Source organism: Streptomyces sp. AC512_CC834 (genome assembly GCF_019049325.1).
Classification (GTDB): Bacteria; Actinomycetota; Actinomycetes; order Streptomycetales; family Streptomycetaceae; genus Streptomyces.
Map to the genome: position 1 here is coordinate 21,146 of NZ_JAGMUO010000008.1, position 25,001 is coordinate 46,146.

Annotated in this window: 26 protein-coding genes and 1 pseudogene; 10 read left to right on the plus strand and 17 right to left on the minus strand. The window is 69.7% G+C overall.

Features of this window, described 5'->3' with window-relative positions; translation table 11 throughout:
• Positions 1-46: 46 nt before the first annotated feature.
• From KUM40_RS01295 to KUM40_RS01305, 3 genes are read right to left on the minus strand one after another with little or no spacing between them, the layout of a single operon-like run.
• Complete coding sequence (locus tag KUM40_RS01295) at positions 47-1,324, minus strand: coproporphyrinogen-III oxidase family protein (protein WP_217161890.1); 1,278 nt, start codon at positions 1,322-1,324, stop codon at positions 47-49.
• Positions 1,321-2,247: a SagB/ThcOx family dehydrogenase gene (locus tag KUM40_RS01300; RefSeq protein ID WP_217161892.1), complete on the minus strand. Its 927-nt coding sequence runs from the start codon at positions 2,245-2,247 to the stop codon at positions 1,321-1,323. The genes KUM40_RS01295 and KUM40_RS01300 overlap by 4 nt, the downstream gene beginning before the upstream one ends.
• Positions 2,248-2,281: 34 nt before the next feature.
• On the minus strand, positions 2,282-2,845 hold the full coding sequence (locus KUM40_RS01305) for a VOC family protein (protein WP_217161896.1): 564 nt from the start codon (positions 2,843-2,845) through the stop codon (positions 2,282-2,284).
• A gap of 488 nt (positions 2,846-3,333) precedes the next feature.
• On the opposite strand from KUM40_RS01305, the gene KUM40_RS01310 reads away from it, so the two are divergent.
• Together KUM40_RS01310 and KUM40_RS01315 are read left to right on the plus strand one after the other, a co-directional pair.
• A complete protein-coding gene (locus KUM40_RS01310) occupies positions 3,334-4,353 on the plus strand; it encodes an ABC transporter ATP-binding protein (RefSeq protein ID WP_217161898.1) in 1,020 nt (339 codons plus the stop codon).
• Position 4,354: 1 nt separating this feature from the next.
• Positions 4,355-5,095: an ABC transporter permease gene (locus KUM40_RS01315; protein WP_217161900.1), complete on the plus strand. Its 741-nt coding sequence runs from the start codon at positions 4,355-4,357 to the stop codon at positions 5,093-5,095.
• Positions 5,096-5,115: 20 nt separating this feature from the next.
• On the opposite strand, the gene KUM40_RS01320 is transcribed toward KUM40_RS01315, so the two are convergent.
• The 3 genes from KUM40_RS01320 to KUM40_RS01325 all read right to left on the minus strand — a co-directional run bounded on the left by KUM40_RS01320 (position 5,116) and on the right by KUM40_RS01325 (position 7,307).
• Positions 5,116-6,000 (minus strand): hypothetical protein, encoded by an 885-nt coding sequence (locus tag KUM40_RS01320; RefSeq protein ID WP_217161902.1) that lies wholly within the window; start codon positions 5,998-6,000, stop codon positions 5,116-5,118.
• 295 nt (positions 6,001-6,295) lie between these two features.
• Positions 6,296-6,433: a DUF397 domain-containing protein gene (locus tag KUM40_RS40945; RefSeq protein WP_308401031.1), complete on the minus strand. Its 138-nt coding sequence runs from the start codon at positions 6,431-6,433 to the stop codon at positions 6,296-6,298.
• Positions 6,390-7,307: a helix-turn-helix transcriptional regulator gene (locus KUM40_RS01325; protein ID WP_217161937.1), complete on the minus strand. Its 918-nt coding sequence runs from the start codon at positions 7,305-7,307 to the stop codon at positions 6,390-6,392. The genes KUM40_RS40945 and KUM40_RS01325 overlap by 44 nt, the downstream gene beginning before the upstream one ends.
• A gap of 150 nt (positions 7,308-7,457) precedes the next feature.
• On the opposite strand from KUM40_RS01325, the gene KUM40_RS01330 reads away from it, so the two are divergent.
• Complete coding sequence (locus KUM40_RS01330) at positions 7,458-7,997, plus strand: ATP-binding protein (protein WP_308401032.1); 540 nt, start codon at positions 7,458-7,460, stop codon at positions 7,995-7,997.
• A 33-nt stretch (positions 7,998-8,030) separates the two neighbouring features.
• Here KUM40_RS01330 and eccCb read toward each other — a convergent pair whose 3' ends face one another.
• Together eccCb and KUM40_RS01340 are read right to left on the minus strand one after the other, a co-directional pair.
• A complete protein-coding gene (gene eccCb / locus KUM40_RS01335) occupies positions 8,031-12,506 on the minus strand; it encodes a type VII secretion protein EccCb (RefSeq protein WP_217161906.1) in 4,476 nt (1,491 codons plus the stop codon).
• 42 nt (positions 12,507-12,548) lie between these two features.
• The gene (locus tag KUM40_RS01340; protein ID WP_217161907.1) at positions 12,549-12,932 is read right to left on the minus strand and encodes a hypothetical protein; all 384 of its coding nucleotides are present in this window, start codon (positions 12,930-12,932) and stop codon (positions 12,549-12,551) included.
• A 207-nt stretch (positions 12,933-13,139) separates the two neighbouring features.
• On the opposite strand from KUM40_RS01340, the gene KUM40_RS01345 reads away from it, so the two are divergent.
• Both KUM40_RS01345 and KUM40_RS01350 read left to right on the plus strand, forming a co-directional pair.
• Positions 13,140-13,367, plus strand: a complete 228-nt coding sequence (locus tag KUM40_RS01345) for a type II toxin-antitoxin system VapB family antitoxin (protein WP_217161909.1) — start codon at positions 13,140-13,142, stop codon at positions 13,365-13,367.
• Positions 13,364-13,771: a PIN domain nuclease gene (locus KUM40_RS01350; protein ID WP_217161911.1), complete on the plus strand. Its 408-nt coding sequence runs from the start codon at positions 13,364-13,366 to the stop codon at positions 13,769-13,771. Before KUM40_RS01345 ends, KUM40_RS01350 begins: the two co-directional genes overlap by 4 nt.
• A gap of 20 nt (positions 13,772-13,791) precedes the next feature.
• Here KUM40_RS01350 and KUM40_RS01355 read toward each other — a convergent pair whose 3' ends face one another.
• From KUM40_RS01355 to KUM40_RS01375, 5 genes are all read right to left on the minus strand, one after another.
• Complete coding sequence (locus KUM40_RS01355) at positions 13,792-14,466, minus strand: NAD(P)H-binding protein (RefSeq protein ID WP_254394367.1); 675 nt, start codon at positions 14,464-14,466, stop codon at positions 13,792-13,794.
• Between the two features lie 200 nt (positions 14,467-14,666).
• Positions 14,667-15,365, minus strand: a complete 699-nt coding sequence (locus tag KUM40_RS01360; RefSeq protein WP_217161913.1) for a type 1 glutamine amidotransferase domain-containing protein — start codon at positions 15,363-15,365, stop codon at positions 14,667-14,669.
• Positions 15,366-15,457: 92 nt separating this feature from the next.
• Positions 15,458-16,045 carry a TetR/AcrR family transcriptional regulator gene (locus tag KUM40_RS01365; RefSeq protein WP_217161915.1) on the minus strand — a complete coding sequence of 196 codons (588 nt, stop codon included), beginning with the start codon at positions 16,043-16,045 and terminating at the stop codon, positions 15,458-15,460.
• An 87-nt stretch (positions 16,046-16,132) separates the two neighbouring features.
• Positions 16,133-16,969 carry an alpha/beta fold hydrolase gene (locus KUM40_RS01370; RefSeq protein ID WP_217161917.1) on the minus strand — a complete coding sequence of 279 codons (837 nt, stop codon included), beginning with the start codon at positions 16,967-16,969 and terminating at the stop codon, positions 16,133-16,135.
• A gap of 239 nt (positions 16,970-17,208) precedes the next feature.
• Entirely contained in the window at positions 17,209-17,757 is a 549-nt protein-coding gene (locus KUM40_RS01375) for a TetR/AcrR family transcriptional regulator (RefSeq protein ID WP_217161919.1), read from the minus strand.
• A gap of 135 nt (positions 17,758-17,892) precedes the next feature.
• Here KUM40_RS01375 and KUM40_RS01380 point away from each other — a divergent pair, with 135 nt between their 5' ends.
• Positions 17,893-18,753: an enoyl-CoA hydratase/isomerase family protein gene (locus tag KUM40_RS01380; RefSeq protein ID WP_254394368.1), complete on the plus strand. Its 861-nt coding sequence runs from the start codon at positions 17,893-17,895 to the stop codon at positions 18,751-18,753.
• Between the two features lie 53 nt (positions 18,754-18,806).
• Here KUM40_RS01380 and KUM40_RS01385 read toward each other — a convergent pair whose 3' ends face one another.
• Entirely contained in the window at positions 18,807-20,963 is a 2,157-nt protein-coding gene (locus tag KUM40_RS01385; protein WP_217161921.1) for a toll/interleukin-1 receptor domain-containing protein, read from the minus strand.
• Between the two features lie 226 nt (positions 20,964-21,189).
• On the minus strand, positions 21,190-21,879 hold the full coding sequence (locus tag KUM40_RS01390; protein ID WP_217161923.1) for a hypothetical protein: 690 nt from the start codon (positions 21,877-21,879) through the stop codon (positions 21,190-21,192).
• Between the two features lie 228 nt (positions 21,880-22,107).
• Between KUM40_RS01390 and KUM40_RS01395 the strand changes: the two genes are divergently transcribed.
• From KUM40_RS01395 to KUM40_RS01405, 3 genes are all read left to right on the plus strand, one after another.
• Positions 22,108-22,413 carry a type I restriction enzyme endonuclease domain-containing protein gene (locus KUM40_RS01395; protein WP_308401033.1) on the plus strand — a complete coding sequence of 102 codons (306 nt, stop codon included), beginning with the start codon at positions 22,108-22,110 and terminating at the stop codon, positions 22,411-22,413.
• 97 nt (positions 22,414-22,510) lie between these two features.
• Positions 22,511-22,768, plus strand: coding sequence for a hypothetical protein (locus KUM40_RS01400; protein ID WP_217161926.1), 258 nt, complete (start codon positions 22,511-22,513; stop codon positions 22,766-22,768).
• 35 nt (positions 22,769-22,803) lie between these two features.
• On the plus strand, positions 22,804-23,145 hold the full coding sequence (locus KUM40_RS01405) for a hypothetical protein (protein WP_254394376.1): 342 nt from the start codon (positions 22,804-22,806) through the stop codon (positions 23,143-23,145).
• A 2-nt stretch (positions 23,146-23,147) separates the two neighbouring features.
• On the opposite strand, the gene KUM40_RS01410 is transcribed toward KUM40_RS01405, so the two are convergent.
• Entirely contained in the window at positions 23,148-23,327 is a 180-nt protein-coding gene (locus tag KUM40_RS01410; protein WP_308401034.1) for a DUF433 domain-containing protein, read from the minus strand.
• A 33-nt stretch (positions 23,328-23,360) separates the two neighbouring features.
• Here KUM40_RS01410 and KUM40_RS40950 point away from each other — a divergent pair.
• Positions 23,361-23,525, plus strand: a pseudogene (locus KUM40_RS40950) (adenylyl cyclase); the annotation flags it as partial.
• Between the two features lie 685 nt (positions 23,526-24,210).
• Here KUM40_RS40950 and KUM40_RS01415 read toward each other — a convergent pair.
• The gene (locus tag KUM40_RS01415; RefSeq protein WP_217161930.1) at positions 24,211-24,930 is read right to left on the minus strand and encodes a type ISP restriction/modification enzyme; all 720 of its coding nucleotides are present in this window, start codon (positions 24,928-24,930) and stop codon (positions 24,211-24,213) included.
• Positions 24,931-25,001 lie beyond the last annotated feature (71 nt).

Below are 25,001 nucleotides of genomic sequence, written 5' to 3' on the forward strand. Positions count from 1 at the left end.
AGCTCTCGCTCGGGTCAGGCCTCGTTCGGGTCGGCTCTCGTTCGGGTCAGCCCATGAGCGTGGCGGCGGTCACGGACAGGTCGGTACGCCCCTGCTGGGGCGAGTTGAGGTACTGCAGCTCGATGAACGCGTCGGCGATGTCGCCGGGAGGCAGCCGGAGCCCGTCGCCGTCGCGTGTCACCGTGGTGACGGAGTCGAAGAAGTCCAGGAGGGTGCGGCAGGCCCGCTGGCCCGTCACGTCGTCGAAGGACTGTCCGGTGCGCTGCTCCCACCAGTCACGCCGCGCGCCCTCGTACGTCGTCAGGGACTGGTAGAGCATGCGGGGTGCGATGGCGGCCGAGGCGAGGTCGTAGTCCTCGTCGAAGGCGAGCGGGTCGCGGTTGTAGTCGAGCAGCCTGCCGCGGGCGTGCGCGAGATAGCGGCCGCCGAGCACGGACGTCGCTCCCGACCCGAACCCCGCCCAGTCGCAGCGCAGTTGGAAGTAGGCCAGATCGCTGTGACAGAGCAGGCCGCCGGTGCCGAAGTGGCTCATCGCGTACTCGTCGAAGCCCGCCCCGGTCAGGAGCTCGGCGCCCGCCGTGTAGCCGCGCTTCTGCTCGCCGCGGTCGATGTGGCGGTTGCCGCGTCCGAGCTGGCGTCGCATCACGGTGCCGTGCGCGGGCCGGTAGGGGTAGAGCGCGACATGGGTGAGGGGCAGGTCGAGGGCGACCCGTACGGCCTCCCGGGTCTCCGCGCTGGGCTGTCCGGGGAAGCCGCAGATCAGGTCGATGCTGATGTCCTCGAACCCGGCGTCCCGCGCCTGCTGGACGATGGTGCGGGCCTGGCGGGCGTCATGGCTGCGGCCCAGCGTGCGCAGGCGCTTGTCGTCGAAGGACTGCACGCCGCTGCTCAGCCGGCGAAAGCCGATGTCGCGGAAGGCCGCGAGTTTCTCGGGCTCCAGGGTCTCGGGGCTGCACTCGATCGTCGATTCCAGCAGCTCGCCGCCGAGGGCGGGAAACGCCTGGCGCAGGGCCGCTCCGACGCGCGCGATCTCGTCGAGGGAGAGGATGGAGGCCGTGCCGCCGCCCCAGTAGAGGATCGTGGGGCGATAGCCGGCCTCGGTCAGCCGGGCGCCGCGTTCGGTGAGTTCGTGGCACAGGGCGTCGATGTAGCGCCGGCGCGGCTGGTCGGTCTCGGTGAGCAGGAGCTCGGAGGTGGGGATCTCGGTGACCCAGTCGCAGAAGTGGCACTTGGAGCGGCAGAAGGGGATGTGGAGATAGACGAGGAGGTCACGGTCCTGAGGGGTGGTGGTCGTTCCAGGAGCCGGGTTGTGGGACGTGGTCACTCCAGCCTCCCCAGGACCACCGCGTGCACGGCCGCCCGCAGTACCCCGTCGATGCCGAGCGCGGCGTGCAGCCGGTCGTCCACGAAGCTCGCGCAGTCCGTGGAGCCGAGGCCGACGGACGTCACCGCCAGATGCATGTTCTGCGTGATGCACCCCGTCTCGTGCAGCACGAAACGCAGGCCCCGCGGCCCGTACTTGCGCATGCTGCGCCACGGGCTCGCGACCATGACCACCAACGCCGAAGCGGTGTCGAACGAGATCGCCGTGCCGGGAGTCGTGAAGGCGTCGAGCACTCGGTCGACGACCGCCTGGCCGCCCTCCCGCACCAGCACGTCACGCACGGGCTGGTATCGGTACACGCCCACGTCCAGACCCGTCACATCGAGTGCCACCACATGCAGGGCGACCGGAAAGAGGCCGCCGCCGCTCGGCGCCGTACGGAAGCGGTACGTCTCCTGGCCGCCGCGCAGCAGCTCTATGTCGGCCTCCGCCGTCACCCCGTCGGCAAGACGCAGCACCGTCGCCAACTCGTCGGCCGCGACGGGGTCACCGCTGTAGCCGCGGACACTGCGGCGCCGCATCAGGGCCTCGCCGAGCTCCATCGTCGCGGGCACCGACGCGGGCAGTTCGACCCGTTGGTGGTCGGGTACCGGCTCGTCGTCGAGCTGGGCGAGCGTGGTCACCATCGTGTCGCCGAAGTAGTCCGACGCGGACAGCACGCCCTCCCGGTCGGGGTCCCGCAGCCGGCTGGCGGTGAGGAAGTCCTCGGCCACCCTGCTGCTCACGCTGCCCGCCGTCTCGGCCCCGAGGTTGTCGAACCGGAGCTGGTGGGTGCGCACGCCCACGGACCGCGCCTCGGGCGCCAGCACGCGGTAGGCGTTGATGCCGACGCTGAACTCGTCGAACCCGGAATCCTGTTGCATGCTGCGGCCCTCCCTGAGCCTCGGTGACCTGACCTCAGCCGTCCGACGGGTCGTCGAACATCTGGGTGGTGGCGGGCACTCGACGGGACAGCGCGATCGACTGATCGGCGAGCTGCTCGGCGGTGACCGGGTTCGCGTAGGTGCCGAGAGCGAAGGTCGCATGGGCCCATTCGCTGAACTCGACGATGCCGAGGCGGTTTCCCTCGGGGTCGTGGAGGCTGGCGCCGCGGCCCATGGAGTCGCCCGCCTCGCCCCGGTAGAAGGGGCTGTCGCGGAATTGATCACGGAACTCGTCGCGGATCCGCTTGGGCAGCGGAAGGTCATACGGACCGGCCACTACGGTGCCACCCGCCGCCTTCCACTCGTCGAGTGTCCGGTCGAGGTCGTCGACGGCGAACATCACCGTCACGCCCTCGCCCTCGAAATGTCGCTCATTGACAGTCAGCAGGATTCCGTCGCTCGACACCGGGGCGTGGAAGGAAATCTTTTCGGGCGAGAGTGATCGCGCGAGACGCAGTCCGAGGAAACGCTCGTAGAACTCTATTCCGACGTCCACGTCGTCGACCGGCACATTGATGATGACGGGCTTGGGAATCATCTCTCTCCTCCGTGCTCCTGGAGGTGCCGGGCACACTTGGCCCGGCACCTCGTCGATCAGGCGGTCGGACGCACTACGGCACCGCAGGACGTAGACGTACAGCCGGCGCAGCAGGAAGAAGCACCAGGCACGACGACGCCGAACGCACCGCTGTCAGTGCCCACGACGAGTCCCGGCTGAAGCGCGGAACTACGGTGCTCGACAACGACCACACTCTCGATCTTCATGTCAATTTCACCTCCTGACTCCATATCGATCGACGGATTTTGGACGGGAATGGTGAACACCCCGTCCAATTGGGCAAGTATCCGAACGCGCTTACCGGAATGTCAATGTTCGAATTCCGAAGGGAATGTCATCAATTTCCGGTTACATATGTCATTCCGGAGTGATTACAGAAGGGGAGTGAATGGAATGCGTGAGGGCTGTTTTCGAAAAAGATCTCATGCTAGGGTGACGCAGCTCAGCGGCGGCCGGAATGAGGCGAGATGATCGCAGCAGATGCCCAGCCCTTGGTCCGCATTCGGAATGTGGGCGTCGTGCGGCGACGCGGTGGCACGCGGGTGCGTGCGCTGTCCGGGGTGAGCCTTCAGGTGCGTCGGGGCGAGAGAGTGGCGCTGCTCGGTGCCAACGGCGCGGGCAAGACCACACTGACGTACGTCCTGCTCGGTCTGCTCAGGCCCGAAAGCGGCAGCGTCGAGGTGCTCGGCGGCCGGCCCGAACCGGCGCTCGCGGCCGGCGAACTCGGCGCGATGCTGCAGGAGACCGGCCTGATGCGGGGCGCACGCGTCGGCGAACTCGTCGCCCTGGTCACCGACTTGTACGGCCGCCGCACCAGCGCGCAGGTCCTGGCCGAGGCCGGCCTCGAAGAGCTGCGCGCACGGCAGGTGACGCAGCTCTCGGGAGGAGAGCGCCAGCGCCTGAAGCTGGCCCTCGCACTCGCGGGACTGCCTCGCCTGCTCTTCCTCGACGAACCCACGGTCGCCCTCGACGTGGCGGCCCGAGCCCGCTTCTGGCAGGTGCTCAACGAGCGGGCCGAGGGCGGAGCGACGGTCCTGTTCACCACCCACTACCTGCACGAGGCGGAGCAGTTCGCCGACCGCGTCGTGGTGTTACGGGCCGGGGAGGTCGTCGCCGACGGCACGGTCGCCCAACTGCGGTCCTCCTTCACCGAGAGCCGGATCTCCTTCCGTACGGCCGAACCGCTCGCCGAAGGCATGCTGCGCGGCCTGCCGGGCGTGCGGTCGGTCGACGAGGACGGCGCCGCCCGTACGGTGACCACCACCGACAGCGACGCGACGCTCGCCGCGCTCTACGCCAAGGTCGGCGACCGGGACGGCGACGGCGTCGTACTGCGGGACGTCGCCATCGCCTCGGCGTCCCTGGAGGACGCGCTGGGCGAACTCCTCAGCGACGACGCCGCCCACGCACACGAGGACAGCAGCCACCGAGACAGCCACGGAGACAGCCACCGGGGCAGCCGCGTCCCGGGCGAAGGAGAAGGCTGACATGCTGCGTTACGCGAAACTGGACACCCTCTGCCTCATCCGCAGCGCGTACTTCCTGACCTTCTCCGTACTGTTCTCCGCGGGCTTCTACGTGATGTTCACGATGGTCGCCCAGGACGCCCTCTCCGACAGTCCGCTCTTCGCCCGTGACTACATGCTCTCCATGTCGGTGTCGGGCGCGTTCTTCGGCGCGCTCAACGGCGCGGGCATCCGCCTCGGTACGGAGCGCGGCGAGGGCTGGGCCCGCCAGATCCTGCTGACCCCGCTCTCGGGCCCCGCCTACCTGGGCGCGAAGGCGCTCACCGCCTGGCTGGCGACGCTGCCCGCGGCCGTGGTCGTCTTCGCCCTCGGCGCCTTCGCCAACGACGTCTCCATGCCGGCCGCCGACTGGATCGCCGCGCTCGGCGTGATCTGGGGCGCCAGCCTCGTCTTCGTGCTGGCCGGCCTGGCCGTGGGACTCGTCGCGGTCGGCGAGTCGGCGCAGTACATCAGCCTGGGCGTGTTCTTCCCGCTGGCCATGCTCGGCGGCCTGTGGTTTCCCCTCGACGACTTCCCCTCGGGGCTGCGCCGCGCCGCGGACTTCCTGCCGACCCACTCCCTCGACGAACTCGCCACCCTCGTCACGCCGGGCGGCGACGGGGCACCTGTGCTGCGCCCCGTCCTGGTCCTGCTCTGCTGGGGCGCGGCGCTCGCCACGGTGGTCCTCACGCGCTCTCGGGCCGTCGTCCTGGCCCGCGTGTAGGAGCCGGAAGTCTGTCCGTCTCAGCCGGCCGCGCGCAGGCGTTCTCCGACGAGGTGTTCCCGGCAGTTGCGGCAGTGTCCGGGCTCATGGGAGCGGAACGCCCGCTCGCAGCCGTCGCACGTCTGGAAGGGCAGTACTGCCGGTCGGGGCTCGACGACGGGCTGGGGCGGCGCCGGCAGGGGCGTTTCCCGGAGTCGGAAGGCGAGGACCCTGGCCGGTCGGGCCTGGAAACGGTCGGGAAGCCCTGCGGTCAGCAGCTCGGTGAGCTCCCGTGGTGCGACTCCGGCCGCGAGCCACTCGGCCACGGCCGGTGCCAGGAGTGCGGCCTCCTGTGTGGAGAGGACGAGACGGGCGTCGATCCGGCGCAGGGCGGCGAGTACGGCGACCGCCTTCGGGTCGGCGTCGGCGAGCGCGGGCGCCGGGTTCTCGGACCTCTCAGGGCTGGGGGCGGGGCTGGGGCCGCCGGGGCCGGTCGCGGGCCCCGACTCCGGAACGACGGGCCGTGCCCGGGGCCGGGGCGGCTCCGGCGGCTCGGGCGGGCTGTCCGGCTCCTCACCACCGGGTACGCCGTAGAAGTACGTCCGCGTGCGGACCTGCCCGGAGGCCAGACGCTCCCGTCGGCGTTCCAGGTACCCGGCGTCTTCCAGCTCCTGAAGTGCGCGCGAGATCAGGATCTCGCCCTCGCTGAAGTGCTCGCACAGGGCGGCGATGGTCACGGGGGCGCCGGTGGGCAGGGAGAGGATGTACACGGCCACGCCGACCGTGACCGCGCTGCCGCGCCGCTGGGCGAGGGCGTTGGAGATCACCGTGAAGTCGGCGGTGAGCCGGGTGCGTACGTGGATCACGCCGGAGGTCGGTGCTCCGGCGTCGGCGCGCAGGCGCGCGTTAGACTGCGAGTCAGCCATCGGGAAGCGTCTTCTTCCTTGATCGGTTAGGCCCTCGTCCGGGACGGCGAATCCCGGTCGGGGGCTGCTCTGTTGTGTGGACTGGTGGTGTGCTCTTGCGGTGAACGTAACGGCCCGATTCCCGCACTCGCAAGCCAGTCACTCGCACGAGTGACACGCGCGCACCGGCGCGGGGAGGGTGGGCGGGTGGGTAGTTCTTTCCCCGGTTCTTTAAGGAGTTCAGCGGCCCACCGGCACCTCGCGAACGAGGCACCGGCGGACCCGGGGTACCGCTGTCGACCAGCACCCGGTTGACTCAGAGGCGGCGGCGACCGCCGTCGAACTCCCTTATGAACGTGGACCAGGAGTCGTCCCCGAAGGACACCACGGGACCGCCCGCGACCTTGCTGTCACGAACGGGCACGACGCCCGTGAACCCGTCGGCGACCTCCACGCAGTCGCCGCCCTCCTGATTGCTGTAGCTGCTCTTGCGCCAGGCGACGCCGTTCGGATCGGGAAGGAACGTTCGCTTCACGGTAGTAGCCCTTCATCGCGGACCGGATCATGTCGAGCGACATGACTGTGGGCAGGGCATCCGCCCGGACCCGATCGTAATTCCCCGACAAGTGCCTGACATCGGCCGGTTCCTCGACGAGTTGGCCGTAGTGGGCGCCCTCCGTGTAGGCGACCTCCGAGCCGTCCGGCAGCGTCAGAACAGTCAGGGAACCGCCCAACGCGTCGTGCCCGCCCTGCTCGAACGGGAACACCTGCACCGTGATGTGCGGCTCCGCCGCCACCTCCACCAGCCGCTCCAACTGCGCCCGCATGACGTCGTCCCCGCCGATCGGCCGCTTCAGCACCGCCTCGTCGAGCACCACCCACAACTCCGGTCGCCCGGGAGCCGTGAGCCGCTCCTGCCGCCCCATGCGGGCGGCGACCCGCTCCTCCAACTGCTCGGCGCCGCCGTCCAACGTCATGCCGAGACTCAGCACGGCCCGCGCGTACTCCTCCGTCTGCAACAGACCGGGCACCAGATGCGCCGCGTACTGCCGGATCGACACCGCCCGCTCCGAGTGGGCGATGAACGCGCGCGACCAGTCCGGAAACGCCTCCCGGTACACGTACGGCCACAGCTCCACCAGCAGCTCCTCCGCGCCGAGGGCCGCGTCCAGCGCACGCGCCAGCTCCAGGGTCGGCTTCGCCCCGGACGCCCGCTCGATCTGCGTGATCCGCGTGCTCACCACATGCGTCAGCTCACCGAGCTGGGCCTGGGTCAGCCCGGCTGCCGTCCGGAGTCTGCGCACCCGCGTACCGAACAGGGTGGCCATCGACGCGCTGGGATCAATTCCCTTGACCAAGGCTTCACTTCCGTTCCTTACGTCCTGAAAGGTAAGGCTGCGCCCCCTGTCGAGCGTATGACGATCGGTCGACTCTTGAGTACGGAACGTGACGACTCGACGGAAAGGGACGGACCGACCGTGCTCACAGAAACCGCCACCCCAGGAGACGAGCCGCAGCGGAGCGCCGCACCGCTCGCGGGACCCGACGGCGACGACCCCGAACACCGGTCGCTCACCGCGCGGTTCCCCTCGTCCCCGCGAGGCGCGCAACTCGCCCGGCGTCGCGCCGTCCGGTGGATGGAGGGTCGGGGCCACTCGCCCATGTCGGACGCGTCCTGCGCCGTCGCCCTCGTCGTCGGCGAACTCGCGGCGAACGCCATACAGCACGGTCGGGTCTCCGGCCGTGAGTTCGGCCTCCGGCTCACCCTCGACCGGGCTGCGGCTCTGCTGAGGGTCGAGGTCGACGACGCCGCCTCGTCGAAGCGGCTGCCCGCGACCGCTCCCCCGTCGTATCCCGAGGGCGAGTCCGGCCGTGGACTGCTCCTGGTGGACGTTCTGGCCGTGCGGTGGGGCTGGACACCGCGTCGACCGCTCGGCAAGACCGTTTGGGCGGAGGTGTCGTTGAACGGGACGGAGAACGGGACGGATGAGACGACGCTCGGCCCGAACCCGGTATGAGCCCGGCCTGCGGACCGGTCACAGGTCCCGCACTCACGCGTCGTCGGGTGCCTCGTCACCGTCGCCCCCGACCAGCCCGACCTGGACCAACGGCCTGCCCCCTCGACGCGACGCGTACACGCCCCGTCCCGGAGGCAATTGCATGGGCCGAACGCCGAGCAGCGCCCCGACCTCGTCGGGACCACGCGAGAGAACGACGCCCTGGGCACCGAGATCCGTGAGACGTGGCAGCAAGGGGTCCGAGAAGGCCATCCTTCCCGCACCTGCGCCGGAACAGGCGATGACGAGACGGAGACCGATGTCCCGTGCGAAGGGGAGGAGCTCCAGCAACGGCATCAGCGGGTTGCCCGTGGGCGTGGCGACGAGGTCGTAGTCGTCGACGACCACGTACACGTCGGGGCCCTCCCACCAACTGCGGTCGCGCAGTTGCTGGGGCGTGATGTCCCGTGGGGGCAGACGATCCTTCAAGGACGTGGCGAGAGCGTCGATGTCCTGCCGGGCCGGGACCTCCGAGAGGCTGTACGACCCCGGATGGTGCCCCGGGACCGCGTCCAGCAGCGAAATGCGGTAGTCGATCACGAACAGCCGGAAGGAGTCCTCGTCGTGCCGCTCGGAAAGTCGTTTGACGAGCAGTTTCAGCAGGTTCGACTTGCCGGACTCGACCTCGCCGAAGACGAGGAGGAACGGATCCTGGTCCAGGTTCAAGAAGACTGGCTGGAGACTGTCGTGATCGAGTGCGAACACGACGCCGCGGTCCGGTTCGGTGTCCCCGGCAGGAAGCTGCGAGGCCGGGAGTATGCGTGGGAGCAGCCGTACCCTGGGCGCGCCGGGCTTCGGCCAGTGGTGGGAGACGGTATCGACGAGCAATCGTGTCGCCGTGGTCAGGCCCGTGTCGGAGGACACCCCGTCGATACGGGGGACCGCCGCCATGAAGTGCTGCCTCGACTGCGTCTGTCCACGGCCCGGCACGTCGCCGGGTACGGCGGCCGCGACCTCGGAGTCCAGTTCGGACAGGGCCGGGTCGTCCAGCCTCAGTTCCAGGCGCGTGCCCAGGCAGTCCTTGACGCGCCCTTCGACGTCCGCGGGGTGCGAGGCGGTGAGGACGAGATGGACTCCGTAGGCGAGGCCGCGTGTCGCGATGTCCTGAACGAGCGGCACGAACACCTGGTACTCCTGGCAGAACTCCCGCCATCCGTCGATGACCAGGAAGACGTCGCCCCACGGGTCGTCCGCCGTGTCCCGCTGCGGACGGTACTCGCTCATCGAGGAGACGCCGGACTCGCGGAACCGCGCTTCGCGAAGGGTCAGGACGTCGTGCACCGTGGCCGTCGTCCGCCGGACCCGCTCCGGGTCGAGGGGTGTGGCCACGCCGCCCACGTGCGGCAGCGCGTCCATGGCCGACAGACCGCCGCCACCGAGGTCGATGCCGTAGAACTGCACGTCGTCCGGGGCGTGGGTGAGGGCGAAGGACGCGATGAGGGAGCGCAGCAGCGTCGACGTGCCCGACCGGGCACCGCCCACGACCTGGAGGTGCCCGGCCGCGCCGCTGAAGTCCAGGTACAGCGGCGCCTGTCGTTGCTCGAAGGGCTGGTCGATGATGCCGATCGTGACGACGAGGCGGGGGCCCGTGGACAGGGACGCGAAGCCTGCCGCATTCGGGGACAGCAGCGGGGAGAGACCGGCCAGCACGGTGTCGAGCGAGGACGGGCTCTTCAGCGGGGGAAGCCACACCTGGTGGGCGGGTGGCTGCTGTCCCTCCAGGCGATTGAGGACGACCTCCATGGGGGAGTCTCCGTTGGCAGACCGCGCGTCTCCGGCGAGCCGGCCGGAAGAGTAGGCGACGCGGAAGCCGACCATGTGATCCTCGTCGTACTTCAGATACCCGGCGCCGGGAACGGCTGGCAACTGGTAGGCGTCCGGAACGCCGAGCACGGCGCGTGACTCCTCCGCAGAGGAGGTCCGCAGAGCGATGCGGTACGACAGGTGGGTGTCCAGGCCCTTCAGACGGCCGGCCGCCATGCGCTGCGTGGACAGCAGCAGATGGACACCCAGGGAGCGGCCGACGCGGCCGACCTGGACGAGCGTGTCGAGGAGGGCGGGCGCGAGGTCCGGCAGTTCCGCGAACTCGTCGATGACCAGGAGGAGCGTCGGCAGGGGCGCGAGTGCGGCACCCGTTGAACGGGCCCGTTCGTAGTCGCGGATGTTGGCGTAGTTGCCCGATCCGCGCAACTTCTCGAAACGACGGTCGAGTTCTCCGCTCAGGGCCTGGGCCATGCGCGAGGCCAGGGCCGGTTCGCCGGCCAGGCCGTTGACGACCGCCGCCGTGTGGGGCAGCCGCTCCATTCCCGTGAACGTCGCAGTGCCCACGAAGTCCACCAGGACGAAGTTGAGCGTGTCGGAGGGCTGCGTGGCGGCGAGGCCGAGCACCAGGGTCCGCAGGAGCTCCGACTTGCCGGAACCGGTCGCTCCGACGCACAGACCGTGCGGTCCCCAGCCCCCCTGTGAGGCATCGCGCAGGTCCAGCAGGACCGGGGCACCGTTGGTTCCGATGCCCACCGGGGCGGTGAGCGGCTGGGCGGGTTGCGTGGCGCTGACCGAAACCGTGGCGTGGACCGAAGCCTGGGACCCGACGTGAACCGCGGATCCGACCGGCGCAGTGGCCGGGTCGGGCAACGTGACCCGAGCGTCCGTCGGCGGGGCGGTGTCCCGGCCCCAGGGTGGCGGTGGAGGCAACAGGTCCAGGAGCCCGTTGACGTCGTCGTTCCGGCCGGAGGCGCTCAGCGGGACCGCGGCCGGGCCGCGCCAGGCACCGGCGACCGCGAGCACCAAGTCGTCGAGTACCTCACCCTCGTAGGAAGAGCCGGAGTTGGGCGCCGCGCCGTCCTCGGTCTCCGCCTCGTCCTCCACGCGGGCAAGGGCGGGAGCGGCGAGCCGGACGTAGCGCCGTCCCCGGGTCAGTCCGTAGCCCGGCTGCCCGGGTGGGATGTCACCGGCGAGGTCGCTGTCGATGAGGGACTCGCGTGGCTGGACCAGGGCGAGTTCGAGCCACGTCCCCAGGTGCGCCAGGAGGTCCTCGGACAGGTCGCCCCACCGGTCCGCGGAGACCGCCAGGTGGATGCCGTAGTAGACGCCCTGCCGTGCGACGCGCAAGAGTTGACGGGACTCCTCGGGGTATTGACGTATGAAGTCCCGCCAGGAGTCGACGAGAAGGAACACCTCGCCGTACGACTCGCCCTCCAGCGCGCCTTGCAGACGCTTGTGCCGGAAGACCTTGGGGGAGCGGATGCGTAGCGTGGCGCAGAGCTTCTCGCGGCGGTTCAGGGCCGCCATGACTCCGTCCACGAGGAGACGGACGTCGGCACTGTCGGCGTAGTCGGCCACCACCCCGACGTGCGGCAGGTCTCTCAGCCGGGCCAGCCCGTCCGGTTCGCCGTGCAGGCCGTATATCTGCACCTCGGCCGGTGTATGCGTCAGAGCCAGAGAGCAGGCCAGGGTCTGCAGGACCGAGGTCTTGCCGCTCCACTGGCTGCCCACCACTCCGACGTGGGGCGCGCCTCCGGACAGATCGACGGTCAGGGTCTCCTGCAGGCCCCGTACCGGGTCGTACATCCGACCCAGAGGCACCGCGAGTTGCCCGTTGGGCGGCCAGTCCGGCGCGCACAGCCCGCGCTCGTGGTCGGCCGCGAGCGTCGGCAGCAGGTCTCCGAGAGTGAGGCCGTCGCCGGTGAAGGGGTCGGTCCCGGCGTCCCGGCCGCGGTGCCACAGGGCGGCCTTGGCGAGGGGGATGTTGCCCTGTACGCCGGACCGGAACTCGGTCGGGGTCTGCGGGGCCCCGCTCTCCTTGACGTGGTGTTCGATGTGCTGGAACAGCTCGTGCGCCGTGATGACACCGTCGTTGTCGGCATCGGCGCGGCCGGTGCTGAGACCGTCGATGACCGCTTCGGTGAACACGGAGTGGTACGCCCCCGAGCGGCTCTTCACCGTCTCACCCTCGAAGGCGAACTCCAGGCGGTCCGAGGCGGTCATCACGTACGTGCCCTTGCCGGCCGCCTGTTGCGACAACTGGCCGTCGTCGGCCGCGAAGGGCGTCATCCCCTGTACATAGGTACCGCCGAAGCAGCAGTCGAGCAGGAGCACCTTGCTCCGGGCGCGGCAGCGGGTCATCTGTTCCTCCACGAACCGCGCGGAGACCGCTGTCGCTTCGGGCAGATCGCGTTTGGTGCGCAGAGTCGTGAAGAAGAGGCGTGCGTGCCGGTCACGGAGGCCGTGGCAGGAGATGTAGAGGAGCAGTGTGTCGTCGGGCTTGAGACCCTGCAGCGTCCGCTCGACGTGCTCCTCGATCTCCGCCTTGGAGTCGTTGACCAGAGGTACGACGCTGTCGAAGTAGCCGATCGCCTCGTCCTCCAGGAGCGCGGCCAGACGACGTGCGTCCGACGCGGGTGAGCGCAGGCGGCTCAGTTCGGGGTCGATGTAGTCGGTGGTGGCGACGAGCAGGGCGACGCGGCTCAAGGCCTCTCTCCTCTTGGCTGCCGACTGCCGGCAACCGACTGGTTACGGCTGCGGGTCGTCGCCGGACCGCCGCTGCAGCCACGCGTCGATGAGCTCGTTCTGCTTCCTTGCCGAAACGCCCTCGACGATCAACGAGTCATCGCCCTCGACGAGTTCCACTCGCCGTGCCTGCGCCCGCTGCCGCCATTCGCTCACCAGGCCGACCAGCGCCTTCATCGCCACTGGCGAGAACACTCCGGTGACGACCAGGGCACCGACCGTCGTGACTGTCCCGCTCTTGGCGCCCGCCGGAGCCGTGTCGCCCTCGGGCCGCGACACCGTGTCGGCCGCGTCGAGCAGGAGCAGCTCCTCCTCCAGCTCCCGCGTCAGGGAGTCCAGCCCCTCGGCGTCGAGATCCCCCGCGGCGACGGCGATGCTGATCCGCATGGCTCGCAAACTGTGCCCCCTGATGCTCTCCAGCCGACTCCAAGGGCATCAGCGTGACACAGTAACCGTCCTCCCGGCAGGCCCGTGGAACACCCGAAATGGTGCAGCCAGGTGGCGTCCCGGAAGGCGCGGAACTGGCCCGAGCTCTCAATATACATTCGATCATGTATATTGATACTCTGTCCAATGTATACGGAGGTGGGGCTGGTGAGCAGAACCGTCATTGATCTCGATGACGACGCCCTGGAAGCTGCGGCGGAGGAGTTGGGCACTTCCACGAAGCGGGACACCATCAACACGGCCCTACGTGAGGTCGTCGCCCGCAACCGTCGCCTGCGTGCCCTGCATGAGCTGCAGGATCTCGCGGATGAAGGCGCCCTTGACGTCGGACTCCTTCTGGACAAGCGCAACTATCGAGGCGGTTCCGCCCGGTGAGCGTTGCCGACTACCTCATCGACACGTCGGCCCTGGCTCGCGTTCTGCTGCGTCAGGCAACCGAAGAGTGGGAACAGAGTACGGGCGCCGGGCTGATCGCCCTGTGTGACCTCACCGAGCTGGAAGTCCTCTACTCCGCACGTTCGGCTAAGGACCGCGAGGTCGTCCAGGAACTGCTGAACCGGTTCACCTGGTGCCCCATGCCCGACGGCATCTACCGGCGCGCCCGCGTCGTCCAGCGCGAGCTCACCGCCAAGGGCGAGCACCGCAGCGCCGGACCCGTCGACCTTCTCGTGGCCGCGGCCGCGGAGGAAGCGGGACTCACGTTGGTGCACTACGACCGTGACTTCGAAACCATCGCTCGCACCACCGGGCAGCCGGTCCGAATGATCGACCTCAAGTAGCCGGTCGGCTCACCCAGATGTCAGTCCCGGATCTGCCGACTGACAGCGTCGCTGATCGGGTCCGGGCCCTGGGTGAGTTCGAGGATCTCGCGGCGGATCCGTGGGGCGTGGACGAGCTCGGCGAGGGTGGCTGCGACGTCGTCGCGGGCGATCCGGGTGTGGATCAGGGCGGGGGAGAGGCTGATCCGGCCGGTGCCCGCGTCGTCGGTGAGGGCGGCGGGGCGCAGGATGACCCAGTCCAGGTCGGTGGCGGCGAGTTCGACGTCCGCCTTCTTCTTGACGTCGATGTAGTGCTCGAAGGCGTCGGACCTTTCGCGATCGCGCCAGGCTTCGGGGAAGACGGAGACGAGCAGCAGGCGACGGACACCGGCGAGGCGGGCTGCCTCGATGGCGGTGGTCAGGCCGGCACCGTCGATGGCGCTGGTGGCGCCGGCGCCCCCCTCGCCTCCGGCGCCGGCGGCGAAGACCAGGACGTCGGTGTCGTGCAGCAGGCCGGCGAGGGCGGGGGCGTCGAGGCGGGTCAGGTCACCGTGGGTGGCATGGATGCCGTCGGCCGCGAGGCGTTCGCCCTGTTCAGAGCGGCGGTAGAGCCCGTCGACCCGGTCACCGGCGACGGTCAGCAGACGGGCCAGACGACTCCCGACGCCGCCGGCGATGCCTACGATGAAGACCTTCGTTGCGTCCATTGCGTCCATTGCGTCACTCTCCTTGATCGGGCGCCGGCCTGAGCAGGCGTGGGGTTGCGATCGGGGTGCTTCCCGGCGGCCGGGAAGCACCGTGTCGGGCCGCCGTAGAGCGCCGGGCCCCGCGAGCCCGCCGGGCCGGGGCCGTGCGGGCGTCCGGGCCCGGCGGGGTCACTCGTCTGTGCGCCCGGCAGTGTTTGTCGAGGCGCTCGCTATGCACGACCCCCTTCGACCTCGGCGACGAGGGTGAGGAGGGCGTCGGCGGCGGGGCCGGAGGAGGCCGGGCTCTGGCCGGTGACGAGCAGGCCGTCGGTGAGGACGTAGGGCTGCCAGACGTCGGTCTTGGAGTACTCGCCGCCGAGTCGCTTCAGTTCGTCCTCGACGAGGAAGGGGACGATTTCGGTCAGGCCGACGGCGGCTTCCTCCTCGTTGGTGAAGCCGGTGACCTTCCGGCCCCGTACGAGGGGTGTGCCGTCGGGGTTGGTGGCGTGGCGCAGGGCGCCGGGGGCGTGGCAGACCAGGGCGAGGGGCTTGCCCGCGCGCAGGGTGGTCTCGATCAGGCGGACGGAGGCGGGGTCCTCGGCCAGGTCCCACAGCGGGCCGTGGCCGCCGGGGTAGAAGACGGTGTCGAAGTCGTCGGCGGAGACGGTGTCGAGGCGGACGGTGTGGGCGAGGGCGGCCTCGGCCTCGGAGTCGGCCTCGAAGCGGCGGGTCTCGTCGGTGCGGAAGCCGGGCTCGTTGCTCTTGGGGTCCAGCGGCGGCCTGCCGCCCTTGGGGGAGGCGAGGACGACTTCGGCGCCCGCGTCCTTGAAGCGGTAGTAGGGGGCGGCGAGTTCCTCCAGCCAGAAGCCGGTCTTACGGCCGGTGGTGCCGAGCTGGTCGTGCGAGGTGAGGACGATGAGGACCTTCATGGTGACTCCTTGTTGAGTAGACCGGTCGTCTCCACCGAGACGAACGGAATGACGGCAGTGAGGCCGGGTCGGCCCAGGTTCGGGTTCAGGTCTTACAGGTGCAGGAGTTGACGGGTGACCCGCGTCGTGGTGTCCAGCGGGCCGATGTCGCGGTGGATCTTGGCCATGACGCTCGCTCCGAGCCACATGTCGTACAGGACCTGCGCGGTGTCGCGGGGGCTGCCGGTGACGGCGATCGATCCGTCCTTCAGGCCGGTCGTGATCGTCCGTTCCAGTCGGTCGATGATGGCGGTGGTGCCTTCCTTCAGGGCGAGCCGCATCGACTCCGACAGGTCGGAGACCTCCGCACCGAGCTTCACGGCCAGGCACTTGCCCTGGCACTCGTCGAGGCTCTGCGTCTCGCGCCAGTTCCGCCAGTAGTTCATCAGCCGCTCTGCCGAGGTCAGGTCCGGCTCGGCGAGGACGCGGTCCATGTCCGCCAGGTAGTCGGTGAAGTAGGCCCGCATCATCGCCTCGCCGAAGGCGTCCTTGGATCCGAAGAAGTGGTAGAACGAGCCCTTCGGCACCCCGGCCGCGGTGAGGACTTCGTTGATGCCCACCGCGGAGAACCCCTTGCGGGACATGATCCGCTGCGCGGCGTCGAGAATGCTGCGACGGGTGTCGCCCTGAACGGCTGCCATGTGACTCACTGTACCGTCGATTAGACCAGTCGTCTACTGCGCTCCGTGGGCCAGCCGGCCCGGCCAGGACCGGCGCGGCCCGGCGCGTCACCGGCCGAGGAAGTCCAGGAGGACCTCGTTGACCTCGGCGGTGTGGGTGGTGAGCAGCCCGTGCGGGGCACCGTCGATCTCGACGTACCTGGCGGCGGGCAGGGCCTTGGCGAAACGGCGTCCGGTGGCGTCGACGGGCAGGGTTCGGTCGGCCGTGCCGTGCACGATCAGGGTGGGTACGTCGATGCGGGGGATGTCCGCCCGGAAGTCGGTGGGCCAGGTCAGCGGGGCGGCGGCCGAGGCGATCGGGCCCGCGCCGGCCGCCACGTTCCAGGCGTTGCGCACGGCCTCCTCGCTCACCCGGGTGCCCAGGTTCTCGTCGAGGTTGAAGAAGTCGGCGTAGAAGCCGGTGAAGAAGGCGTAACGGTCCTTTTCCACCGCCTCGGAGACGCCCTCGAAGAAGGAGAGCGGGGCTGCGCCGTCGGGGTTGTCGTCGGTGATGGCCAGGTACGGCTCCAGCGACGCGAGGAAAACGGTCTTGGCGACCCGGCCGGAGCCGTGGACGGACAGGTAGCGGGCGACCTCACCGGTGCCCATCGAGAAGCCGACCAGGACCGCGTCGCGCAGGTCGAGGGTCTCCATCACGGTGTGCAGGTCGGCGGCGAACGTGTCGTAGTCGTAACCGGTGGAGGGCTGGCTGGACTTGCCGAAGCCGCGCCGGTCGTAGGTGATGACCCGGTGGCCGGCGGCCAGCAGGGCCGGGATCTGACCCTCCCAGGAGTTGCCGTCCAGCGGGTAACCGTGGATCAGGACGACCGGCTGCCCCGTTCCCTTGTCCTCGTAGTGCAGTTCGATGTCGGTGCTGTTCTCCGTGCCGACCTTGATGCGTCCCATGATGGCTGCCCCTTCTGGGAGTTGGGTGTCTGCCGTGTTCCGACACCAGAACTATACGACCGGTCTACTCGGACGGCAACCCCCTCCACCGCTGACGCCGGCCGGCGGGTTGGCGCCGCAGGGTCCGGCGGCGCCCGCAGCGCCCGAGCCCGAGCCCGAGCCCGAGCCCGGGGCTGAGCCCGGGGCCGGGGCTGAGCCCGGGACCGGGTACGAGGGCGGGGCCGGGTACGAGGGCGGTGCTACGCCGGCCAGGCCCGGCCCGCGTACCGGGCCGCGTCCAGGAGCCGGGCCCGGTCGGCACCGTCGCGCGCCCCGGCGGCCATGCCGGTCAGTACGGTGTCGACGAACGCGGCGATCCCGTCGGCCTCGGCGACGGACGCGAGTTCCCCCTCGGCGGCGGCCCGGCGCAGACGCGCCCGGATCATGCCACGTGTCCTGTCGCGCCGCTCGGCGAGCCGCGGCTCCCCCATGACGAGGCAGCCGGGGGGCTGCCCGGACGCGGTGAAGTGCTCGGCCGACGACCGCAGCAGACGCTCGATCGCCTCACGTGCCGTGGGCGCCGACAGGTCGCGCTCCAGGTCCTCGTCCAGGTGCGCGGTGTACAGCGCGCACGCCTTCTCGAACAGTGCGTTCTTGTCGCCGAAGGCCGCGTACAGGCTCGGCGCGGCGATCCCCGCCTCCGCGCACACCTGCGCGACGCTCACTCCGTCGTATCCGCGCTCCCAGAACGCGCGCATGGCCATCCGGAGTACCGCGTCCTTGTCGAACGTCCTCGGTCTGCCTGTCATACGCAAACTGTAGCGCACGCTAAACAACGTGCCGAGAACGTGCTACGGTCCTTCTGTAACACCCACTAAACAACGAGGGCGGACGACGGCGGACGGCGTGCCGCGCCTGCCCGAAGGAGCATGAGGAGCACAGCGATGAGCTACAGCGGTTACAAGTCCCTGGTGGTCCGCGCGGAGGACCGGATCGCCCGGGTGACCATCGACAACCCGCCGGTGAACACCGTCGACGCCACACTGGCCGGTGACCTCAAGGCGTTCGCCGACGAGGTGGCCTCAGACGAGGGCATCGCCGTGATCATCCTCCAGTCGGCCAACCCCGAGTTCTTCTCCGCCCACGCGGACTTCGAGTGGTCCTTCGATCCGAGCACCCTCATGGCCCTGGCCGACCCCGACGCCGACCCGGCCCTCAACCCGCTCCAGCAGCTCAACGAGCGGCTGCGCACACTCCCGCAGGTGACGATCGCGAAGCTGCGCGGCTACGCCCGCGCGGGCGGCGCCGAGTTGGCGATGGCCGCGGACATGCGGTTCGCCGCCGCGGACCGGACGTGGCTGTCCCAGCCGGAGTCGCTGATGGGCATCTTCCCCGGCGGGGGCGGCACCCAGTACCTCAACCGGCTGGTCGGCCGGGCCCGTGCCCTGGAGATCGTCCTGGGCGCCGAACTGTTCGACACCACCACCGCCGAGCGCTACGGGTGGATCAACCGCGCGATGCCGGACGAACACCTCGACGCGTTCGTCGACGCTCTCGCCCGCCGCATCGCCGCCCTGCCCGAGGGCGTGGCGGCCGCGGCGAAGGAGGCGTTGGACGCGGCCGAGGCGAGCGGCCCCGTGCCGGACCTGGCGCAGGAGGCGGCCGCCCACGCGAAGGTCTACCCCTCCCCGGACGACGTCGTCGACCGGCTGCGCGTGGTGATGGACCACGGCGGGCAGACGCGCGACGGCGAACTGCGGCTGGAGCGCCTGCTCGAATCCATCCCCTGGGCCCACCGGTCCTGAACGGCCGCCGACGCCCGGTGCTCAGTTCGGGTCCAGTTCACTTCCAGTCCAGTTCACTCACCGGGTGGAGAAGCGGCCAGGAGGTCGATGCCGCAGAGCCCGGCGAGGTCCTTGGCGACGCTGGTGAGCGGCTGCTGCAGCTCGGCCAGATCGGCGCGCATGTCGGGGGAGCGTTTCCACCGCCTTTCATGTTCGACCGGGCTGACCTCCGGTGGTCGAACGGCCTCGTGCTCCTGGAGCGCCGGGTGCCAGGTCGTGAGGAAGGGACGCAGGTGCGTGTTGGTCAATCGTGCGGCGATGCCGGGAAGAGTCAGCGGGGTGGCGGTTTCGGTCGCGACCCGGTGGAGCAGCTCGCGTGTCGTGGCGAACAGCGAGTGCAGGGACGTCAGTGCTTCCCGCAGGGAGCCGTGGTCCCGGGGAAGCGGTTGGACACCGACTCGGGTGACCAGCTCGACCTGGAGGTCGAAGGCCGCGGCCCGCTCCAGCGGGCTGGGGCGGGTGCCGACCGGGGCAGTGGTCGAGAGCCGAGCAGCCTCGGGGAGACTCGTCGCCGCAGGCCGGTCCGGAACCGGGATCCGGGCCGAGGTGTCCGGAACGAGCGTATGCAGGAGAACGCGACGGAGGTCCTCCTGACGGGCCACGTTCGTGTCATGGCGGTGTACGGCCCGGGCGAGCAGCGGATGGATGGTCCAGGACCGGTCGCGCAGCGGTTCGTGCCGCAGCGCGCCGGAGCCGCGAAGTGCTTCCACGGCCTCTGAGACGAGGGCTCCCGTGTCCCACGGGTCGTAGGGGCCGATGGAGGACAGGATGTCCTCCAGGGCTGTTTGGGACAGCGGCGCCGGGCAGGCGAGAGCAAGCAGCCGCAAGACGTCGTCAGCCGGATCCGCACCGGACAGCGGCCTCGGCAGCAAGGCCGTCGCGAGTGGCCGACGCGCCGGCGCGCCGCTGCCGGACACCGATCGGCGGGTGGCCAGCACGTCCGGCCCGTGGCCGTGCAGCCGATTGCGTACGTCGATGAAGCCACTGGTGGCCGTGAGGTCGGCGAGCAGATCCAGCGCCTCCGGATGCCCGCCGACATCACGGACGAGCGCGAGAGCGGCAGCGTGTTCCAACTCGTCGTGGGGCTGGGGCACGTGGCGGGAGGTGAGGAGGCGGTAGCCGTCGGCGTCCGACAACGGGGCCATGTCGACGCACTCGGCGAAGGCCGTGTACCGGAGGGACCGTGTCGTGATCAAGGTGGCCGTGAGCAGGTGCGGGCCGCGCAGGAGGTTGAGCTGGTCCGCGGTGAGTCCGTCGGGAACGCCGTCGACCACCCACAGACAGGGCAGTTTGCGCTCTCCCAGCGCGACCGCGAGGTGGCTGAGCAGGCCGGGCAGCGAGGACGCCGAGGACGCCGAGGACCTCGAAACTGTCACCCGGAGAGCCGCCAGCACCGTGGAGACCTGTTCCGCGTAGGACTCCATCGCCTCCGAGGGCGCCCCTTCGTACGGGTGCAGGTCGAACCAGAAGACGCCGCCGGGAAAGGCCGAACTGAAGTGCAGGGCGTATTCCTGGGCAAGCAGCGACTTGCCAAGACCGGGCATGCCGCGCACCTGCGCGCCGCGTCCTCCGCCGGCCTGTGCGACCAGTGGAGCACGGTGACGGTGGAGGGCCGTGTGGATGCGCCACTGCTCGGGCAGGCGGCCGGTGAAACGGAACGACCCCGTGCGGGCCGGCGCGGGCAGCCACGGAACGACGGGCGCGTCCGCCGCGTCCCCCATGAACGTGGCGACGGTCTCCACGTGGTCGGCCACGCGTGCGGCGAGGCGGTCGAGTCCCTCGGGGGTGGTGGGCCAGGGCCAGTGCCGGGCGTCTCGCAGTTCGACCGGGTGCACGTGGTCGGAGGCGGGTTCCGGGTTGAGTACGAGTGTCCGCCGGCGGGGATCACCCTCGCGCTGTCCGGTCAGGTACGCGTAGGTCAGCTCCCACTGGCACGCTCGCCGTTGCGGGTAGTCCGCCGAGTACAGGGCGAGCAGTATCCGGGAGTGGGCCAACGCTTCCGTGATGGTGGCGGTGATGGACGCGAAGTCGTCCACAGCGGTGTCGTCGACGAAGACCCGCAGGCCGCGTGCCTGGAGCGCGGAGACCAGCGCGCTGACCTTGCCGGAGTCGGACCGGCTGTAACTGACGAAGACGTCCCACTCCGGCCCGGAGGCGTCGGGCGTGATCATTTCCGCCTCCTCGTAGGGACCTCAGCCGACGGCCTGCCCCCTCTCTCTCGCCCCTCTCGCCCCTCTCGACCCTCCCGTCCCTCTCGACGTTCGAAAAATCGATGGGGGGGGGTGAGCAGATTGCCTGGTCGTCCGGGGCCGACCCACGAAGTGCCTGCACGATGAAGATCGTCACCTTGCCATCATGCGACACCGCGTCCGCTGCGCGAGGTCGTCCGGTGCGCCGTCATTCCCGCGGGCCGGGTCTCGCCCCGTCCTGTCGCGGCACCGGGGGACCGGCCTGCGTGGAGCGGCCCGAAGGGCGCAGATGCCGCTCCGGATCCCGGATGCCCGCGATGTCACCGAGCCCGATCACGTACGGCCGCAGCCGTTCCTGCAGTTGGCGGAGCTCCGCGCGGAACGCGGCGTTCTGCGGCCACTCGGACTCGTCCTGGTCGGGGTGGTGGTCTTCGAAGTCCTTCAGGCCGGGGTGCCACTTGGCCAGGAACGGAGCGAGCTCGAAGTTGAGGATGTCCAGAGCCAGTTCGTACACCGAGTCCCCCTTGGCAGGGGGAGGAGGCGTCGTGTGACCCTCCAGGGGCTCGCGATAGAGGTCGAACAGCGTCTTGAGGGAGGTCAGGGCCTCGCGCAGGTTCCCGCTGCCGTCCTCCAGCGGGCGCGTGGCGACCCGGGTGGCGGCTTGGAAGAACATCCGTTGCGCGGCCTGGCGCATGTCCGTCTTGGTGGTGAACGACATCTCGTTGCCGAGGAGGACGAGGCGGACCTCTGTGAGCTGGGCGGACCTGCGGTACAGCTCCAGTCCGAGGGCTACGGCGACGCCGATGAGACACCCCACGATGACCGACAGCCGCTGCCCGCCGGTCTGGCTGATCGAGTACGCGGCAATACCGATCACGCTGCCCGTGACGCCGGCCAACACCGCACGTAAAGCCATACGAACGGCGCCGCCGCCCTCACTCCAGCTCCGCCTCGCCACCGGCCCCCCTTGTTGCGCTGACGCTCCGTCCCACCTGGCGGCGGCCCTCGCCCCGACGCGGCGGCCGCCCCCTGCTCTCCTGCTCTCCGGGGCTCACTGGGCTCTGCTCCGGCGAACGTGGCCATGCCATTCTAGAGGGGGCGCGCCGGGAGCTGACAGGTCGACAGAGTGCTGCCGCTCAACCATGCGGAGCTGGCGTTCTACGACGCCGTTGCCCACCGCGACATGGCGAAGCCGATGGAGGGCGGCGACGACGCCCTCGCCAAGATCGCCCGTGCTCTCGTCAAGGACATCCAGAAGAACCTCTCCGTCGACTGGCTCTCCCGCGAGCCCGTCCGCGCCAAGCTCCGCACCCGCATCCGCCGCGTGCCGGCGATGTTCGACTACCCGCCTGAGGAGGAGCGCGAGGCGGTCGACCTCGTCCTCAAGCAGATGGAGATCGTGGCCGCCCTCTGGGCGCCCGCGGCGAAGTAGCGGACGGTGGTATCAGCGGGCAGGCTAGTATGGCACTACGGGTACGTACCCGTACCCACCCGTACCCACCCGGGGTGAGTAAAGAGGAGCTCGCATCATGTCCGATGCCAACGTTCGTATCCCCGCCGATGCCCGCGACCGGCTTGCCGAGATAGCTGCTGAGGAGGGGCTGTCCCTGCGTTCCTACCTGGCCCGGCTCGCCGATACCCTGCTCACCCCGGCCGAGCGGGCCGAGCGGGCGGAGAAGGCACGGGCAGTGCTGCGGAAGTGGAACGGCTACGACCCTGACGAGCACGAGCAGGCCGAGCTGGACGCCGAACTGGACCGCCGTATGACCGAAGCGGGTGCAGTGTGACCCGTGACGTGTATGTGTTTCTCGACGAGAGCGCGATGGTGGCTGCTGGGCGAGGTAACGCCTTGACTTCCCGGCTGATCCATCGCGCTCACGCTGAGCCGGACTGGTTCCTGTACGCAACCGTGTGTGCGCTGGTCGAGGCCGACCGAGCCCGACCAGGCACCGCGGAGCACATTGCTGCCCTGCCCGGTATCGCGATCGTCGACCTTGACCTGCCGGCTGCCCTGTCGGTGGCCCGCGCGACTACGTGGGCCGACGCGCACACGCTTTACGCGGCCCAGCCCAGCCCCGACCGGCCGGATGGTGCGGTGATCGCGACCACCAGGCCGCACACGTGGAAGGGCCAGCCAGTACGCATCCTGGACGTCAGCCCCTGAAGTCAGGCGGCAAGACGCACCGTTGCGTGGCGCAGCACACCGATCTGCTCAGGCGTCATGTCGAAGTCGTACGCGATGTCCTCGACGCTCTCCCCGGCCTCCCAGAGGTCGGTGATCGCCTTGACCGCGACACGGTTGGCGGCCACGACGGGCCTCTCGCGCCCGAACCTCGGGTCGATCACGACAGGTACGGAGTCCGGGTACTGCCTGAGCCGCAGGCCGCCGCGCTGCTGGACCTCGACTACTCCGAAGCCCGCTTCGGCAGCGTCGACGAGATCTACAAGAGCGAGGCCGGCCGCGACATCCTCGCCGAGCCCACCCTCCTGTTCTCCGACGCCGAGAAGCAGGAGGATGCTTCCTCGGTTGTCCACATCCACTGACCCAATAGGGCTGACAAGCCATGCTCGCGGAAGCCGCCTACGGCACGGGGCGCTCCCCCAGATCGCCGAGTTCGCAAGCGGAGGACTGCCTGCCCCAGCGGCCACGGACGACGGCGGCGAGTGGGTCGGCGGGGTTTGCTGCCTCCGGCACCTGCCGTCTTCCGTGGCACGGGTTTTATGACCAGGGCGGGCCTTAGGTTGGCTCCCGGGTGGCCCCCAAGAGGGATTCCGGAACCACTCAGGGGCCCGACCCGCCAAGCGGATCAGGCCCCTGACCTGGAACTTCACTGTAGGGGTGGCGGGATTTGAACCCACGACCTCTTCGTCCCGAATGAGGTTCGATCAAGATTGGCACCTGCTGGTTTGCTGTTTTGCCTGGTCAGGGTGCTGGTGTTCGGCGGTCTCGGGTGGTCTGGAAGGGGCTCGGGGAGCGGGTCGGCTCCCAGATGGCTCCCCAAGGGCGGCCACCCAGCTAACGTCGGTACGGCGGAGGACGTGGTGTGTCCTCCGCCGACACTGTCAGTGTTTGCCCGGCCAAGGCCCGCACGTTCTCGAGCAAGGCGTGAAGGAGGAACGGCGGATCCGTTGTGGCGGTGCGGGTCACCTCCAGACACATCGCCGCATTCTTGTCTCCGCCACCCTCGCCTGGTGTATGCCGAGGACTATGCGTCCGCTCGAACTCGGCTTAGCTCGGGAAATCGAAGGTCCTCTGGCCGGCTCCCGGGGCGCGACGAGACGCTCGCGGTGCCTTCGGTTCCTTGGCTGCGTAGGGCGGGACTGGTAGGACGCCCTGCTCCTGGAGATCGTGAGTGGTGATGAGCAGGCCCGCGCTCACGGCGTCCAGGAGCCTGGCCTGTTCGGGTTCGAGCGCTATCAGAAGGGCGAGCGCGTTGATGAGATCCAATAGATCAACGGTCCATCGTGCTGGCCATGTTGGGGGCAGGATGTCGTTCAACGGGCTCTGCCACTCGACGTCGGGTTTGTGCTTGCGGAAGCCGAACCATTTACGGATCACCTGTACGCCGCCGATTCGGTAGTCCCAGACCTCTGGCGCCACAGGTCCGATGGAGCCGGCTCCGACCGTGAGGGTGCGCGTCTTCGCGTCGTAGGAGATGCTGTCGGGCACCCCGCTGCCGTCCTCGCCGATGGGGACGGTGCAGATGGGTTGTTCCGCTACAGGAAGTCTCGGGGTCTGTCCGGACGGGCGGCCGTGCTGTGGCGACGCGAAACGCTGGCCGTACGTGTGTATCCACACCGTACGGCGGCCGGCCTCAGCTACCTCCGTCCACAGGCCGGGGTCCCGAGTCAGCGGGATGTGCGCGCCACGGGTGGTCAGGTGCTCCGCGAAACGGCGGGTGTAGCCGCTGTGGCCGGCTATCAGGGCCCCGGCAAAGTCGTTGCTCACGCCGCCAGGAGCAGGTTGATGGGGCGGTCGGTGTCGCGTGCGTGATGCCGTAGGGCAGCGGCGATGTTGTG

Coding starts and splice junctions, on each gene's coding strand:
- KUM40_RS01300 (WP_217161892.1), bottom strand. CDS start 2,247: ATGCAACAGGATTCCGGGTTCGACGAGTTCAGCGTCGGCATCAACGCC.
- KUM40_RS01305 (WP_217161896.1), bottom strand. CDS start 2,845: ATGATTCCCAAGCCCGTCATCATCAATGTGCCGGTCGACGACGTGGAC.
- KUM40_RS01310 (WP_217161898.1), top strand. CDS start 3,334: ATGATCGCAGCAGATGCCCAGCCCTTGGTCCGCATTCGGAATGTGGGC.
- KUM40_RS01315 (WP_217161900.1), top strand. CDS start 4,355: ATGCTGCGTTACGCGAAACTGGACACCCTCTGCCTCATCCGCAGCGCG.
- KUM40_RS01320 (WP_217161902.1), bottom strand. CDS start 6,000: ATGGCTGACTCGCAGTCTAACGCGCGCCTGCGCGCCGACGCCGGAGCA.
- KUM40_RS01325 (WP_217161937.1), bottom strand. CDS start 7,307: ATGGCCACCCTGTTCGGTACGCGGGTGCGCAGACTCCGGACGGCAGCC.
- KUM40_RS01340 (WP_217161907.1), bottom strand. CDS start 12,932: ATGCGGATCAGCATCGCCGTCGCCGCGGGGGATCTCGACGCCGAGGGG.
- KUM40_RS01355 (WP_254394367.1), bottom strand. CDS start 14,466: ATGGACGCAATGGACGCAACGAAGGTCTTCATCGTAGGCATCGCCGGC.
- KUM40_RS01360 (WP_217161913.1), bottom strand. CDS start 15,365: ATGAAGGTCCTCATCGTCCTCACCTCGCACGACCAGCTCGGCACCACC.
- KUM40_RS01365 (WP_217161915.1), bottom strand. CDS start 16,045: ATGGCAGCCGTTCAGGGCGACACCCGTCGCAGCATTCTCGACGCCGCG.
- KUM40_RS01370 (WP_217161917.1), bottom strand. CDS start 16,969: ATGGGACGCATCAAGGTCGGCACGGAGAACAGCACCGACATCGAACTG.
- KUM40_RS01375 (WP_217161919.1), bottom strand. CDS start 17,757: ATGACAGGCAGACCGAGGACGTTCGACAAGGACGCGGTACTCCGGATG.
- KUM40_RS01380 (WP_254394368.1), top strand. CDS start 17,893: ATGAGCTACAGCGGTTACAAGTCCCTGGTGGTCCGCGCGGAGGACCGG.
- KUM40_RS01385 (WP_217161921.1), bottom strand. CDS start 20,963: ATGATCACGCCCGACGCCTCCGGGCCGGAGTGGGACGTCTTCGTCAGT.
- KUM40_RS01400 (WP_217161926.1), top strand. CDS start 22,511: ATGTCCGATGCCAACGTTCGTATCCCCGCCGATGCCCGCGACCGGCTT.
- KUM40_RS01405 (WP_254394376.1), top strand. CDS start 22,804: ATGGTGGCTGCTGGGCGAGGTAACGCCTTGACTTCCCGGCTGATCCAT.